The sequence below is a fragment of the Acidithiobacillus thiooxidans ATCC 19377 genome (genome assembly GCF_009662475.1).
Taxonomy (GTDB): domain Bacteria; phylum Pseudomonadota; class Gammaproteobacteria; order Acidithiobacillales; family Acidithiobacillaceae; genus Acidithiobacillus; species Acidithiobacillus thiooxidans.
Genome location: NZ_CP045571.1, coordinates 3,383,563 through 3,399,549, shown reverse-complemented (window position 1 = coordinate 3,399,549; position 15,987 = coordinate 3,383,563). Strand labels below are relative to the sequence as shown.

The window sequence follows — 15,987 nt, the reverse complement described above, 5'->3', positions numbered from 1 at the left end:
ATGCTGCCGAACTCCAAGCACTTTAATGCTGGCTAACGTGGCGTCACATTGATATGTTTTACAACGATCCGCATTCAACCAGAAGTTGGGCACTAGACCTTAAAAGGCAAACAGCTAAATTCAATGACTCCAGAAACTAAGGCACGTCAACAAATCGACCAGAAGCTGGAGCAGGCCGGTTGGGTGATCCAAGACGTGAAGCAGATCAACCTCGGCGCAGCGGTGGGTGTCGCCGTGCGCGAATACCCTACCGATACCGGCCCTGCGGATTACGTGCTGTTCGTCAACCGTAATGCCGTGGGCGTCATCGAGGCCAAGAAAGACAGCGCGGGTGAAAATATCACTGTCACCGAAAAGCAAACCGAGCGCTATGCCACCGCAGCCCTCAAATGGCGCAAGGACAACACCCCGCTGCGTTTTTTGATTGAGGCTACCGGCCAGATCATCCGCTTCACCGACAACGCCGACCCCGCGCCACGTTCTCGGGAAATTTTCCATTTTTTCAAGCCAGAAACGTTCGCCGCATGGTTGGGTCAGCCCGACACCCTGCGCCGCCGCCTGGCCGAGCGCATGCCCGTCTTGCCCGAACGCAACCTGCGCGATTGCCAGATCAGCGCCGTCACCGGGCTGGAGCAATCGCTGGCGCAGAACAAGCCCCGCGCCTTGGTGCACATGGCCACTGGCGCGGGCAAAACCTTCACCGCCATCACCGCCGTGTATCGCCTGCTCAAGTTTGGCGGCGCCAGGCGCATCCTGTTTCTGGTGGATACGCGCAACCTCGGCAAACAGGCGCATCAGGAATTCATGGCCTACACGCCGCCGGATGACGGCCGCAAGTTCACCGAGCTGTACAACGTGCAGCGTCTCAGCAGCCCCAGCATCGACCCGCACGCGCAGGTGTGCATCAGCACCATCCAGCGCATGTATTCCATCCTCAGCGGCGAGCCGATCGACGAATCCGCCGAGGACCTGTCGCTCAACGAGGTGCAGCAGACGGCGGCGCAGCAAAAGCTGGTGCGCTACAACCCCGCCGTGCCGGTGGAAACCTTCGGCTTCATCGTCATCGACGAATGCCACCGCAGCATCTACAACCTGTGGAAGCAGGTGCTCGACTATTTCGACGCCAGCCTCATCGGGCTCACCGCCACGCCGGACAAGCGCACCTTCGGCTTTTTCAACGAGAACATCGTCGCCGAATACACCTACGAGCAATCCGTGGCCGATGGCGTCAACGTCGGCTATGACGTGTACGAGATCGAAACCGACATCACCCAAAGGGGCGCCGAGCTGAAGGCCAAAGAATGGGTGGACCACCGCGACCGCGCCACGCGCAAAAAGCGCTGGAGCGAAACCGATGAAGACACCGCCTATACCGGCAAGGAACTCGACCGCTCCGTGGTCAACTTGAGCCAGATTCGTCAGGTCATCCAGGCGATGAAAACCGCCGTGGAAACGCAGATTTTTCCCAGCCGCCGCGAGACGCCCAAAACCCTCATCTTCGCCAAAACCGACAGCCACGCCGACGACATCATCAACATCCTGCGCGAGGTCTACGGCCAGGGCAACGCCTTCTGCAAAAAGGTCACATACCGCGCCGAGGAAGACGCCGACAGCATCCTCAGCAGCTTTCGCAACGACTACAACCCGCGCATCGCTGTCACCGTGGACATGATCGCCACCGGCACCGACGTGAAGCCCTTGGAAGTGCTGCTGTTCATGCGCGACGTGCGCAGCAAGGGCTACTACGAACAGATGAAAGGCCGTGGTGTGCGCAGCCTCGACGGCGACAGTCTCAAGCGCGTCAGCAACAGTGCGGACGGCGCCAAAGCCCGCTTTGTGCTGATCGACGCCGTGGGCGTGGAGAAATCGCTGAAAACCGAAAGCCGCCCGCTGGAGAAAAAGTCCGGCGTGGCGCTCAAAGACCTGCTGCAGGGCGTGGCGATGGGCAGCCTCGACGACGACACCGTACTCAGCCTCGCCAACCGTCTCGTGCGCCTGGCCAAGCAGCTCGACGACAAGGCGCAGGCGCGCATCGAACAAGCCAGCGGCGGCGTTTCCGTGGCCGCCCTCGGCAAAGGGCTGATCGTCGCGCTCGACCCCGACGCCATCGTGCAAACCGCGTTGGCCAATGCCCAGGCCCAAGGCAAAACCGCCAGCGAAGACGCCCTGCTGCCCGCAGAAATCGACGCCGCCCGCGCCCAGCGCGTGGCCGCCGCCTGCGCGCCCTTCGACCGCCCCGAACTGCGCGACGCCATCGACAACGCCCGCCGCGAGCGCGAGCAGCTCATCGACCACATCAACCTCGATCAAGTCACCTTCAGCGGTTTTTCCGAGCAGGCCGAAGGCGAAGCCCGCGAGGTCATTCAACGCTTTGCCGACTACATCCAGCAGCACAAGGACGAAATCGCCGCCCTCGATTTTTTCTACCAGCAGCCCTACCAGCGCCGCGCCCTCACCTTCGCCATGATCGAAGACCTGCACGAGCGCCTGAGCAAACCCCCGCTCATGCTCACCACCGAACGCCTGTGGAGCGCCTACGCCCGCGCGCAAGCCGGGCAGGTGAAAGGCAGCGAGTCCCGCCGCCAGCTCACCGACCTCATCAGCCTGGTGCGCTTTGCGCTGGGGCTGGACGGTGAACTCAAACCCTTCGCCGACGAGGTGGACAAGCGCTTCCAGACCTGGATCTTCCGCCACAACGCCCAGCGCGCCACCGCCTTCACGCCCGAACAAACCGACTGGCTGCGCCTGATGAAAGACCACATCGCCAGCAGTTGCAGCATCGCCCGCGACGATTTTGATTACGCCGAACTGGCCGACAAAGGCGGGCTGCAGCGCGTGTGGCAGGTGTTCGGCAGCGAACTGGATGGACTGATGGATGAGATGAATCGGGAGTTGGTGGCGTGAGTGAGTTGCCGGTTGGATGGGTAACTGCAGCCCTAGAAGATGTCGCCAAGTGGTCTTCCGGCGGTACTCCATCGAGGTCCAATCCCAGCTACTACGCAGGCACGATTCCCTGGCTGAAAACCGGCGAGCTTGGGCCGCCAATCGTGGTTCAAACTGAAGAGAGCATTTCTGAAGAGGCAGTTGCAAACTCAAGCGCTAAGGTTTTTCCGAAGGGATCCGTCGCGGTTGCGATGTATGGCGCAACTATCGGAAAAGCTTCAATGCTTGGGATCGATGCAGCGACGAACCAAGCGTGTGCGGTAGGCATCCCCGATGCAGTCAAGACCAAGTTTCTCTACTACTTTCTAGTCTCCCAAAGTAAGGCGTTTGTTGATGCTGGGAAGGGCGGGGCACAACCCAACATATCGCAGGGCATCGTCAAGTCATGGGAAATTTCACTGCCTCCGTTCCAAGAGCAAACCCGCATCGTCGAAAAACTCGAAGAACTGCTCTCCGACCTCGATGCCGGGGTGGCCGAGCTCAAGGCCGCGCAGAAGAAGCTGGCGCAATACCGCCAGTCGCTGCTCAAGGCCGCCGTGGAAGGCACGCTCACCGCCGAGTGGCGGCAACAGCACCTGCCCACCGAGACGGGCGTGCAACTGCTGCAACGCATCCTCACCGAACGCCGCGCCCGCTGGGAAGCCAAGCAACTCGCCAAGTTCAAGGAACAAGACAAAACCCCGCCCAAAGACTGGCAAAAAAAATACCCCGAACCGGTGCAACCCGACACCAGCGGTTTGCCGGAACTGCCGCAGGGGTGGGTGTGGGCGAGTGTGGATCAGTTGTCACCGGATGACTTGGCTAACGGGCGATCAGTCCCGACGGCAGAGAATGGCGCGAAGGTGCTGAGACTGACTGCGATCAAGGCAGGTGCGGTTGACCTGCATGAACACAAGCTGGGCGCTTGGTCTTCGGAGGAAGCTGCTCCGTTCGCTGTGAGTGAAGGGGATTTGCTGATCGTGCGTGGCAATGGCTCGCTCACTTTGGTTGGCCGCGCAGGGCTCGTGGGGTCTGTCGATGAGCAAGTGGCCTATCCGGACACCATGATTCGGTTGCGAGTTGTGGAGGCGGTGGTCAGCCCCGCTTGGATTGGTCTGGTTTGGGATTCACATGTAGTGCGAAGCCACTTAGAGCGCCGTGCCAGAACTTCGGCGGGCATCTACAAGATCGCCCAGCCAGACATCGTCAGCGCCACAGTTCCCGTGCCGGGACTCGCTGAACAGGTGCTAATCCGACAAGCACTTGCACAGCAGTTTGAGCAACTCGCGGCAATGGAGTCAGCGATGGAGACAGGTCTCAAACAATCCGCCGCCCAACGCCAGAACATCCTCCGCGCCGCCTTCTCCGGCCACCTCGTGCCGCAAGACCCGGCCGACGAACCCGCCAGCGTGCTGCTGGCTCGCATCCGCGCTGAGCGGGCGGAGCGTGATACATTGAAAATGCCTCGCAGAAGCAAGGCGAAGGAGCCAGCGTGAACACAAATTTTGATGGGTATATTTTTTACACAACAAAGACTCAGCTGCCATTCGGGGGAATTCTATGATCCGCAGCGTTCAGATTGATGGTTTCAAATCCATCGTGTCGCAAACCATAGAACTGGGGCGGGTGAACTGTTTTATCGGTGCCAATGGGGTGGGGAAAAGTAATATCCTGGAGGCAATTGGTGTGCTCGGCGCAGCCGCTAGCGGCAAAGTGGACGATGAATCCCTGCTGCGTCGCGGTGTTCGCCCAGGTGTACCCCGGCTCTACAAGACTTCATTTGAATCGGCGAGCGTCCCGGTGCATATCGGTTTGAGTGCGGAAAGTGGTAGCAACGCCAATACGGCCAGCTATCGGGTGTCGCTGCTGAACCCGCTGGATAATCCGGAGCCCGCTTGGTCGTTCAAAACTGAGCGACTGACCAGCGGGAATGATGAAATTGTCTCCGATGGCGTGCGTAACAGGCGCAACCTGACGCCCACAGCAGGATTAGCTGCGTTGAAACTGGTGGAGGTGCCGACCGACAGTCCAGCTGCCGAATTGATGCAGCGGCTGCAGAACTTCTCAATTTACTCGCCTAATACGCCGACCTTGCGGGCGATGGTGAGCGATCCGCAATCGCGCAATCCAGTGGGACTGGCGGGCGGACGCTTGGCCGAGGGATTTGCCGAGTTTCGTAAGTCGGTGCTCGACAGTGACGATGAGTTATTGGATAGCGTCTTCGAGCTGGTGGATTGGGTCGCCGATATTCAAACCACTTCATCTGCCGGATCACTCTTGTCGCCCTCTGTGGCACGCACCAAGGAGGTGCTGAAGTTCACCGACCGATTCATGCGCAAAAGTCGCAATACTTTGACGGCTTATGATGCGAGTGAGGGGGCGCTATATGTGTTGTTCTGCGCCATTCTGTGCCTGTCGCCCCATGCCCCCAAATTGTTTGCTATCGATAATCTGGATCAGGCATTGAACCCCCGGCTGGTTGGGCGTTTGACGGCCAAGCTTTCCGGTTGGTTGGCGCGAGGCGATGCGCAGAGGCAATTGTTGTTCACCGCGCACAATCCAGCCGTGCTCGACGGTTTGGATTTGACTGACTCCGAAATCAGATTGTTTGCAGTGGAGCGCAACAGTGAGGGGTACACGGTCGTGCGCCGAATTGAAATCAGTGCCGAATTGCGGGCGATGAATGAGCAATATCCTTTATCACGATTGTGGCTGATGGGTAATTTGGGGGCCATGCCGAATGTCTGATCCCCGAATTGCGCTGGTGGCGGAAGGATCAACCGACTTCATCGTGATTGAGGCGGCGCTAAAAGCCATTTTGCAACGCCCCTTTGTGCTCAATCAGTTACAGCCGGAACCAACAAGGCCAGAAATGGGCGGTGGCTGGTGCGGCGTTTTCAAATGGTGTCAAGAGTTTCGCCAGCGCGGTGCGGCACACATCGAATCTGACCCAACCCTGAGCAATTTTGATCTCGTGATGGTGCATTTGGATGCAGATGTGGCCGACAAAAGCTATGCGGATTGTGGAGATGCCGTTGTGCAGGCGGCACTCGCGCTTCAACCATTGCCCTGCGCTCAGCCTTGTCCACCACCCTCAGATACTGTGCTTGCACTGGAGGCTGTGTTGCGGAGTTGGCTGGGCATTTCAGCGACTGGGTCGAAGAGCTTGTTTTGCATTCCCTCGAAAGCTACTGAAGCTTGGCTTGCTGCAGCTACACTTCCGGCGAATCACGCGTTGCTGACTGGACTGGATTGCAATCTGCATCTTGAAACTCAGCTTGCCCAGTTACCCAGTGGGCAGAGAATTCGCAAGAGTGTTCGCCAATACAGAAAGCTGGCTGGAGTAGTAACAGCGCAGTGGACACAAGTTATATCCCATTGCTCGCAAGCTGCGTTGTTTGATCAACGAGTCCAGTCTATTGCACAGGCCTTTCTACCATGAACACCTCCACACTTGTCCAGAAAGTCTGGAACTTCTGCCACACCCTGCGCGATGACGGGGTGGGCTATGGCGATTACCTCGAACAGCTCACCTACCTGCTGTTCCTGAAGCTGGCGCACGAGTACGCGCAAGAGCCTTATAACCGCGACACGCAGATTCCGCCGGGGTTCGACTGGGCCAGCCTGCGCGGCAAGACGGGTGAGCCGCTGGAGGCGCATTACCTCGCCACCCTGCACAAGCTGGGGCTGGAGCCGGGTATGTTGGGTGCGATCTTTTTCAAGGCGCAAAACAAGATTCAGGACCCGGCCAAGCTGTCACGCCTGGTGCAGATGATCGACGCGGAAAACTGGATCAGCCTGGACACCGACACCAAGGGCGACCTGTACGAAGGGCTGCTGCAAAAGAATGCGGAAGACACCAAAAGCGGCGCGGGGCAGTATTTCACGCCGCGCGCGCTGATCGAGGCGATGGTGACCTGCGTGCGCCCCGAGCCGATGAAGACCATTGCCGACCCGGCCTGTGGCACCGGCGGTTTTTTTCTGGGTGCCTACAACTGGCTGACGCGCCCGGGCGCGCAACTGAACAAGGCGCAAAAAGAGTTTCTGCGCGACCAGACCTTTCACGGCAACGAGATCGTGCCCAATACGCGCCGCATGTGCCTGATGAATCTGTTCTTGCACAGCATTGGCGAGCTGGATGGCGAGCCGCTGGTGGAGCGTTCGGATGCGCTGATTTCCGAGCCCAGGCGCACGGTGGACTATGTGCTGGCCAATCCGCCCTTCGGCAAGAAGAGCAGCATGACCATCACCAACGAGGATGGCGAGGAGGACCGCGACGCGCTGACCTACGAGCGCCAGGACTTCTGGGAAACCACCTCGAACAAGCAGCTCAATTTTTTGCAGCACATCGTCAGCATGTTGAAGCTGGACGGCAAGGCCGCCGTGGTGCTGCCTGACAATGTGTTGTTCGAGGGCGGCGCGGGCGAAAAAATCCGCAAGAAGCTGCTGGAAACCTGCGATGTACACACCATCCTGCGCCTGCCGACGGGCATTTTCTACGCGCAGGGCGTGAAGGCCAACGTGGTGTTTTTCGACGCCAAACCCAAGGACGGCAAGGTGCATACCCAGGGCGTGTGGTTCTACGACCTGCGCACCAACAAGCATTTCACCCTGAAAACCCGCACCTTGAAGCTGGAAGATTTGCAGGATTTCATCACTTGCTACCATCCAGAAAACCGCCATGAGCGAGTTGCCACAGAGCGGTTCAGATTTTTCAGCTACGACGAGTTGATGGCCCGCGACAAGGCTAGCCTGGACATCTTCTGGTTGAAGGACGACAGCCTGGACGACCTGGCCGAACTGCCACCGCCGGATGTATTGCAGCAGGAGATCATCGACCATCTGGAAGCCGCATTGGCTTCGTTCCGGGATGTGGCCCTCAAACTTCGCTGAGAAGCTTGTATGCGCTTTGGGTCTAGCCTGCCATTCAGCGAACAATCGGCTTGAAGCGCAAGCGATGGGGTTTGGCCCCCTCTTCACCCAGGCGACGCTTTTTGTCGGCTTCGTATTCATGGTAGTTGCCGGCAAAAAATTCGACATGACCATCGCCCTCAAAGGCGATGATATGGGTGGCGATTCGATCCAGAAACCAGCGATCATGAGAAATGACCAGGACGCTACCGGCAAATTCCAGCAGGGCATCTTCCAGGGCCCGCAAGGTTTCCACATCCAGATCATTAGACGGTTCGTCCAGCAGCAGCACGTTACCACCGGCAATCAGCGTTTTCGCAAGATGCAGGCGACCGCGCTCCCCACCCGACAACTGGCCCACCAGTTTCTGCTGGTCGTTCCCCTTGAAATTGAAGCGACCACAATAGGCGCGGGACTGGATCTCGAATTTACCAACGGTGAGAATATCCAGGCCTCCCGAAATTTCTTCCCAGACATTGTTTTTGGCTGCCAGGGCATCGCGGGACTGATCCACGTAGGCCAGTTTGACGGTAGCGCCGATGCTTACTTCACCGCTGTCAGCCTGCTCCTGACCGATGATCATCCGGAAAAAAGTGGACTTGCCGGCGCCGTTCGGACCAATCACGCCGACGATGGCCCCCGGAGGAATCTTGAAGCTGAGATTCTCAAACAGGAGCTTGTCGCCGAAGCCTTTGCTGACCTCCTTGAATTCAATGACTTCATTACCCAGTCGCTCGGCAACGGGAATGAAAATTTCCGAAGTTTCATTGCGCGTCTGGTATTCGTAGGAGCTGAGTTCTTCAAAGCGGGCCAGACGCGCCTTGCTCTTGCTTTGCCGGCCCTTGGCATTCTGACGGACCCATTCCAGTTCCTGTTGCATGGCTTTGAGGCGCGAAGCTTCGCTGCGTGCTTCCTGTTCCAGACGTTTTTCTTTCTGCTCCAGCCAGGCTGAGTAATTACCTTTATAGGGAAAGCCACGGCCGCGATCCAGCTCCAGAATCCATTCGGCAGCGTTGTCCAGGAAATAGCGGTCATGGGTGACCGCCACCACTGTCCCGCTGAAGCGCTGCAGATACTGTTCCAGCCAATCGACTGACTCGGCATCCAGATGGTTGGTGGGCTCGTCGAGGAGAAGCATGTCGGGACGGCTGATCAGCAGGCGGCACAGGGCAATACGGCGCTTTTCCCCACCGGAAAGCGGGCCCACCAACGCATCCCAGGGGGCCAGGCGCAAAGCATCAGCGGCTACTTCCATCTGCAGTTCTGCCTGGTGCCCGTCACTGGCGGCGACAATGGCTTCCAGTCGTCCCTGCTCGGCGGCCAGGGCATCAAAATCGGCGTCCGGTTCGGCATAAGCGGCATAGACAGCTTCGAGCTGTTGCTGCGCATCGATGATTTCGCCGAGTCCTTCCTCCACCACCTGACGCACGGTCTTGTTGGGATCGACATCGGGCTCCTGAGGCAGATAGCCAATTTTCAGGTCCGGCATGGGCAGGGCTTCGCCCTCAAACTCCCGATCCACGCCGGCCATGATTTTCATCAAGGTGGATTTCCCCGAGCCATTCAGCCCCAAAACCCCGATTTTCGCTCCGGGGAAAAAAGACAGAGAGATGTCTTTGAGCAGCGCACGCTTGGGCGGTACGGTTTTACTCAGGTGATTCATGGTAAATACATATTGGGCCATGGCGGGTTCCATCCGGGAGCGTGGTGGGTTGATTGCGGGGCAGTGTAGCGCAGACCAGGGAACTTGTGGACACCCCCAGACAGGTTGCTTTAGCCGGGGTGTTTGTTCCTTTATGACATTAGGTGTAACATTTTTGATAAGAAAGTGTCTAGAATTTTTAAGCGTAAATTTTCATTGGATTTTTCTGGATTGCCCTGGTGTTTGCTCATCCGGATCATGGGGCCTATCCATTTGTTTCTGGAGGGTATATGGGACTGACTTCTGACGATACGGAGTTGGGTATGATGCTGCCGCTGAGAAGCGGGCTCAGTATTGCAGAATATCAGCAAACTCTAGTGGAGGAGTTTGGTGAAGCTGTCTTTGAAAATATTCCGGCGATGCTCTGTTCTGAGCGGTCTGCGGAGGGGCTGGGAGACGCCGTAATTTTTTCGGCTGACAGTAATGATTCTGGCGCACACTTTTATTTTGATGGCTGTGAATCGGAGAGTCTGCTTTTCCGCTTGAAGGGTGTCCTGGCTCGGGAAGACTATAAGAAAGCCCTGATTTTTGTTGAATTGGGTGACTTTATTTTTATGTTTTTTTCGGATCTGAAATACTTGTTTGAAGGTCGCTATTATTTTGATGTGCCGCGTATGATCTACCGCAGAGCCTCGCGCAGAGCCAAACGGGTACGACTGGAAGGCGCTATTACCTTACGCAAGGCGGGTGGTGCTGAGATGGTGGGACAACTGCACGATTTCAGTCCCAGCGGTGCCAGCTTTTATGCGCCCAGAGATTCATACAAGCCCGGTGATAATGTGCTTGCTGAGTTTACCATTGCGGACTGCGGAACCTGTGAAACGGTGGTTACAGTTGTTCGCGTTCAAGAAGAAGGGGCTCCAGCAGGTCAATGTTTGGTCGGAATCCGGATGTCTCTCACCCGCGATCAAAAAAAACGTGCCGAGCACTTGTATTTATGTAAAAAGGCCGAGGAAATTCAGAAGCGACCGGAATATTCCAGAAACACACGCATTTTTTAATAAAAAATTTTGAGGGCTTAATATTTTCTGAGAATTCTTTAAATATCTTATTAAGAAAATAATGATATTATGTGTCGCTGTTACTTATCGTTACATTTTTGATACATAAGAAAAACCTTGGTTCTCTATTTGCTCTTCCCTCCCAGAAGTTGTATCATTTTCGTTACAAGTCCAGGCTGGTTTTCTGGAGAAAATATAATAGTCATCAGAATAAATGAGTGAGGTTGAAGTAAAATTTATGTCTACTATAAAACCTGATAATGATCAGATCGGGCAAAAAGCGGCGGTAATAAAACAAGTGGCACTCTCAGAGTGGGCATGGGTAATGCTCAAGGAGCTGAGTGTTTTCTATGGGGTAAGCCCGACGGAAACACTGGAAAGCCTGGTGCTGGATGCGGTTCTGTCTAAACAGGGGAGTTGTACGGCTTTTTGCAGCGATGAATAGCTCCCTTAAAAGGCCAGATAGTCTGGTCAGTTTTTTGGGACTGGATAGTGAAGATTTCACTTTACTAGACCAGTATTGGGGTTTATTTGCCCAAAGTGCAGAACAGCTGGCCCGGGATTTTTATAACTATCTGTTTTCACATCCGGCTACCGCCGCAGCTTTCAGAAACTTTTCAGAAGCACAAATTGAAGCCCTGGTTCAGCGTCAGGCAGAGCATGGATATGGTCTTCTGAACAACCAACTGAACCCATCCTGGCAGATTGCCATGCAGCAACTGGGTGCCAAGCATCACCATTTAGGCATTGATCCTGCCTGGCTGGCCGGTGGCTACACCATCTACTGGCGGCATTGGCAGCCGATTTTGGAAAAGCACGTCCCAACCGAACACCATTCGCGTCTGGGACAAATTCTCATCAGCCTGCTGATGGGTGACTTGATGAGTCAGTTAAGCGGCTACGCCCGGGCAGCGCGGGAAACGGATGGTAAGCGAAGCGCCGTTTTTGATGTATTGCTCGATACCCTGGCAAGCACCCGTATTGAAAAAGATACGGATAACACCAGTCTTTTACAGGTGTTATGTGAGCGCTTGCCGCGTAAAAGTCGTTATATCACCCTGGCTGGCTATTTTCTGTGCTCCAGTAGAGTCAATGATCTATTGACTCTGGAAGCTTCGGCCGGTTTGCGCTTGTCCATGCCCTATCTCCCTTATTCTGCAGAAGATCCCTGTTGGCAGGCCTTGCAACAAAACCAGGTCCTGGTTTACTCAAGTGATGATCCTGCAGCACCGGAGTGGATCCGGAAATTGCGACCCCGCGTTCAGGAGATGGTGTTTCTGCCCTTTTCGTCGGGTGACTTGCAAGGTTTAGGTTTTATTGGCGCTCGGGCAAAAGGATATTTCAACAGAATCGGGTCAGATTATTTTGAGGCGTTTGCCCATCTCGGCGAGATCGTTTTGCAATTACGTAATCGCATGCTCCGGGATCCCTTGACTCAGATACCCAACCGCCTTTTATTTATGGATCGCCTGGAAATCGCCCGCCGGCAGGCCAGTCGAGAGGAGACTTTACTGGGGGTGGTGCTGCTGGATCTGGATGGTTTCAAGCCGGTTAATGACCGTTTTGGACATGGTGCCGGTGATCGTTTGCTGCTTTCTGTCACCCAGCGGATTCGGCAATGTTTGCGTTCTGGCGATACCTTGGGAAGGTTGGGAGGGGACGAATTCGGGCTGCTTTTTCCGTCGCTGAGTTCCATAGACGACCTGGACTTCATTTGTGGCCGGATTTTGGAAACCGTGCGTACGCCCGTGGAAATCGATGGCGAGTGGATTCATGTGAGTGCCAGTCTGGGCGTGACGTTATATCCTCTGGATGAAGTATCCGTAGAAACCCTTCTGGCGCATGCAGATATGGCATTATATGCGGCAAAAAAACAGGGAGGGGATCAGCTCAGCCTGTATAGTCTGACTCTGGATGAGGCCGCACAAAATGCGGCCAATATGCGACTGCTGCTCGAAAGGGGACTTAAAAATCATCAGTTGCTGTTGTATTACCAGCCAATCGTCAACAGTTTTGGTGGCGTATCGGGGGTTGAGTCTTTACTTCGGATTCTTGATCCTGAACGGGGTTTGCTGGGTCCCGCAGCTTTCTGGGCCGGTCTGGATCATCATCGCTATGCCCGGGATGTGGGTATTTTTGTGATGGATGCTGCCTTTCGGCAAGGGCAAATCTGGCAGCAACAAGGACTTGCCTTGCGCGTTTCCGTTAATATCAGTGCCCATCATTTACTGGATGCACGTTTCCTGGACGATCTGGAAAAAGCTCTACGAAAATATCCCGATTTACCTGCTGAGCAGATCGAAATCGAAATTACCGAATCGGCACCACTGAACGATCTGCTGCATGCTCAGGAGCGTCTGGCTGCCTGCAATGATCTGGGAGTACGGGTGGCGCTGGATGACTTTGGAACGGGGAACGCTTCATTGACCTATCTTCAGCAGCTCCCCGCCCAGTCCGTCAAGCTGGATCAAAGCTTTGTCCGCGACATGATCAACGACCCCAAGGACCTGGCTATTGTAGCAGCCGTTATTACTGCCAGTCGTATGTTGGGTCTGGATGTGATAGCGGAAGGGGTGGAAACAGAAGCCCATGCTAAATTATTGGCGAAAATGGGTTGCGGTCACTTGCAGGGATATTTGTTTGCCAAGCCCATGCCCGGAGAAGATATTCCCCTCTGGTTGCGGCAGTTCAAGAATCTGAATTTGAGTGTGCTCAGCCATGCTTCCATTGATATTTTGCCGACTTTGCTGGAAGGTCATGGACAACGGACCGAGAATTTTCTGCTGGCCATGCGCGAGCAAAAATCCATCCCGCAACATGTATTGGAACAGGATGCCGAAGAAAAATGCCATCTGGGTCGCTGGCTTAAGGGGGACGGATCTCTGCGTTTTGGCGAACAGTCCGAGTTTTTACAGATTTTGCAGCGCCATGAAAAAATACATCATCTGGCACGCCAGGCAAAACTGGCGCTGGATAACGGAGATGTAGCCAATGCTCTTTATCTGGGCTCCGTTCTTGAATGTGAAAACAACAAAATGATTAAGGAGTTGCGTAATCTGGTCTATGACGAAGAGAGTGCGTTGAGTTGTAGCCATGGTACTCAGCATTAAGTGCCAGAGACGCGCTTGTACACGTTACTGAGTCGCAGCGGCGCCATCGACAAGCGGCGGATGCCGCAATCCACCAGCAAAGGGGCAATTTGTGGATCCCCGGCGGCTTCTCCGCAAATCGAAACCGGGGCATGACTGTCCTGGACCATTTTCCGGCATAACTCAAGGACCGCCGGGTGTGCGGCATTACCCAAGGTCTGAAGTAATGCATTACTGCGATCGCTGGCCAGTGTGTATTGAGTAAGATCATTACTGCCAATGGACACAAAATCCGACAGACCATTGAACTGCTTCATGCACAGCGCGACCGCCGGAACTTCTGCCATGATCCCGAGCGGCACGGGCCAGCGATGCGCCAGACCTGCAGCCTCCAGTTGCTGATGCGCCTGCTCCAGAATCATTCGGGCACTGCGTAATTCTTCAGGGTTGGTGACCATAGGCAGCATGATACGGAGATCGTGATCCCGGCCGGCACGCAGCATGGCCCGCAGTTGCAGGGCAAAAATGTCGGGATACGCGAGCAGAGCGCGCAATCCTCGTCTGCCGAGGGCGGGATTGGCTTCGGCACCCAAGGCCATAAAGGTCAATGGCTTATCCGCTCCGGCATCGAGCGCTCGCACCACAATAGGCAGACCCTGCATGGGGGCCATGACCTGTCGCAGGAACTGACACTGGCTTTCTTCATCTGGAAGTGTTTGCTGATCGAGAAAAAAGAACTCGGTACGCAGCAAACCAATACCCGTAGCACCAAGGCGCCTGGCCGCAGCTGCTTCCGCAGTGCTGGCCACGTTTGCCCAAAGCTCCAGCGTGCTGCCATCGCTCAGGGTGATTTGGCCGTAAGAACCCGCTGAATTCTGGTCCTGATGCATTTGTTCCCGATCATGCAAGGTTTCGAGAATCCGGGCGTCGGGGTCGGGCCATAATTCGCCAGTTTTTCCATCCATGGCTACATATTGAGTGTTCGCAAAAATAACGGGGTCCGCGTTGATGACGTAGGGAATACCAGAGCCACGCAAGAGAATGGCGGCATGCGAGTTTGCGCTGCCATGTCGATCTATCACGCCAAGAACCTGTTCGGGGTCGAAGCGTAAGGCTACGGAAGGAAGTAGTTCATTGACCAATAAAATAGCGGGTGGCCCCTGCCAGGGCTGCAAATCTGCGGTCACTCCCAAGGCCTGGAGAACCCGATTACCCAAATCCCGTAAATCTGCAGACCGGGCGCGGAGTATGGGGTCGCTGAGGGCGTCGATTTGGGAAGCGGCCTGCGAAATACTTTGTGCCCAGGCAGAGGCGGCATCCAGATGCTCGTTCTGGATCAGGGTGGTGGTTTTTTTCAGCAGAGCAGGATCACTCAAGAGCACATTTTGAGCCTCCAAAATAGGGTGATCGCTGAGTTGTCGCCGCACTTCAGCGACGGCCTCAAGAAATGTGTGAAGGGCTTCTGCACAGTCATCGCAATAGGACCGGGGAACTGTCGTCAGGAGCTCATCATGGATGATGAGGGGTCCTTGGGCGAAGCCGGGAGCCGCCCCCTGAGAGTGCTTTGTGGCTTCATTTTCAACAGGGACTGGCATTTTTGCAGGAGGATGCTGATCTTCCTGCAGGCAGGCTGCTGCCCTGTCCAGGAATGCATCGGCATCCGGCCCTGAAGTCTGGAGATGAATTTCATCTCCCTGGCGCAGGTCCAGTCCCAGAATGGCGGTCAGACTGGAAGCGGAAACCCGATTATCCGGGTGTTTTGCTGCTGCTATGAAGCTCGGCGTGCTGCGGGCGAGGGCGAGTTTTGCCAATGCGGCTGCCGGGCGCAGATGCAAGCCAGCGGGATCTGCCAAGTACAAACTGAGCTGATGTTCCGGCGAGTCAGCTGGTATTTGCGGATTTTCTTTGGCCGTTGCGTTATCGGGAGCCAATTGTTGTTGTTTCATGCGCAGCCCGTTTTCGGCTTCCTGACGCACCTCGGACAGAGCGGCGCCGCCGCTGGCGGCCATGGCAGCGGCCATGGCGCCCTCCACAAAGGGGCCGCTACTCATCAGGACCCGCGCCCTGACCGGTTCTGACAGGAGTCCCAAGGCGGTTTCTGTACTCAACAGCGCACTACCCATGTCCATGAGTACCAGGGTTCCCATGGGATCATCCAGCGATTCAATGGCGGCCAGAATCTGCAAAGCATCTGTGCCCAGATCTGCTCCCTCATCACCCGCCCCTGCTGCAATGGCCATCCGTACGTTGGAACCGGTGACCTGACGAATGAGGGTTTCTGTGGCCATGGCCAGGGCACGACTGTGCGAAACCAGAACAAGGCCGACGGTATTCATTCTGGATTCGGCAGTGCTCATGGCGG

10 protein-coding genes are annotated in these 15,987 nt (G+C 55.9%); 8 read left to right on the top strand and 2 right to left on the bottom strand.

The annotated features are described in order from the left end of the window. Positions 1-123 precede the first annotated feature (123 nt). The 5 genes from GCD22_RS17750 (at position 124) to GCD22_RS17730 (ending at position 7,815) form a co-directional block, all read left to right on the top strand. A complete protein-coding gene (locus GCD22_RS17750) occupies positions 124-2,904 on the top strand; it encodes a type I restriction endonuclease subunit R (RefSeq protein WP_065974716.1) in 2,781 nt (926 codons plus the stop codon). Then, entirely contained in the window at positions 2,901-4,418 is a 1,518-nt protein-coding gene (locus GCD22_RS17745) for a restriction endonuclease subunit S (RefSeq protein ID WP_077273627.1), read from the top strand. The genes GCD22_RS17750 and GCD22_RS17745 overlap by 4 nt, the downstream gene beginning before the upstream one ends. 64 nt (positions 4,419-4,482) lie before the next feature. Then, positions 4,483-5,670 (top strand): AAA family ATPase, encoded by a 1,188-nt coding sequence (locus GCD22_RS17740; RefSeq protein ID WP_024894325.1) that lies wholly within the window; start codon positions 4,483-4,485, stop codon positions 5,668-5,670. Next, positions 5,663-6,364 (top strand): hypothetical protein, encoded by a 702-nt coding sequence (locus GCD22_RS17735; RefSeq protein ID WP_065974715.1) that lies wholly within the window; start codon positions 5,663-5,665, stop codon positions 6,362-6,364. Before GCD22_RS17740 ends, GCD22_RS17735 begins: the two co-directional genes overlap by 8 nt. After that, on the top strand, positions 6,361-7,815 hold the full coding sequence (locus tag GCD22_RS17730) for a class I SAM-dependent DNA methyltransferase (protein ID WP_065974714.1): 1,455 nt from the start codon (positions 6,361-6,363) through the stop codon (positions 7,813-7,815). Before GCD22_RS17735 ends, GCD22_RS17730 begins: the two co-directional genes overlap by 4 nt. Positions 7,816-7,849: 34 nt before the next feature. On the opposite strand, the gene ettA is transcribed toward GCD22_RS17730, so the two are convergent. Beyond that, complete coding sequence (ettA, locus tag GCD22_RS17725; RefSeq protein WP_024894322.1) at positions 7,850-9,517, bottom strand: energy-dependent translational throttle protein EttA; 1,668 nt, start codon at positions 9,515-9,517, stop codon at positions 7,850-7,852. Positions 9,518-9,765: 248 nt separating this feature from the next. Here ettA and GCD22_RS17720 point away from each other — a divergent pair, with 248 nt between their 5' ends. The 3 genes from GCD22_RS17720 (at position 9,766) to GCD22_RS17710 (ending at position 13,646) form a co-directional block, all read left to right on the top strand. Further along, a complete protein-coding gene (locus tag GCD22_RS17720; RefSeq protein WP_024894321.1) occupies positions 9,766-10,536 on the top strand; it encodes a PilZ domain-containing protein in 771 nt (256 codons plus the stop codon). A gap of 214 nt (positions 10,537-10,750) precedes the next feature. Then, entirely contained in the window at positions 10,751-10,981 is a 231-nt protein-coding gene (locus tag GCD22_RS17715) for a hypothetical protein (protein WP_010640965.1), read from the top strand. Then, on the top strand, positions 10,974-13,646 hold the full coding sequence (locus tag GCD22_RS17710; RefSeq protein ID WP_153940890.1) for an EAL domain-containing protein: 2,673 nt from the start codon (positions 10,974-10,976) through the stop codon (positions 13,644-13,646). The genes GCD22_RS17715 and GCD22_RS17710 overlap by 8 nt, the downstream gene beginning before the upstream one ends. On the opposite strand, the gene GCD22_RS17705 is transcribed toward GCD22_RS17710, so the two are convergent. Beyond that, entirely contained in the window at positions 13,643-15,982 is a 2,340-nt protein-coding gene (locus tag GCD22_RS17705) for a phosphoenolpyruvate--protein phosphotransferase (RefSeq protein WP_077273689.1), read from the bottom strand. The genes GCD22_RS17710 and GCD22_RS17705 overlap by 4 nt on opposite strands. Between the last annotated feature and the right edge of the window lie 5 nt (positions 15,983-15,987).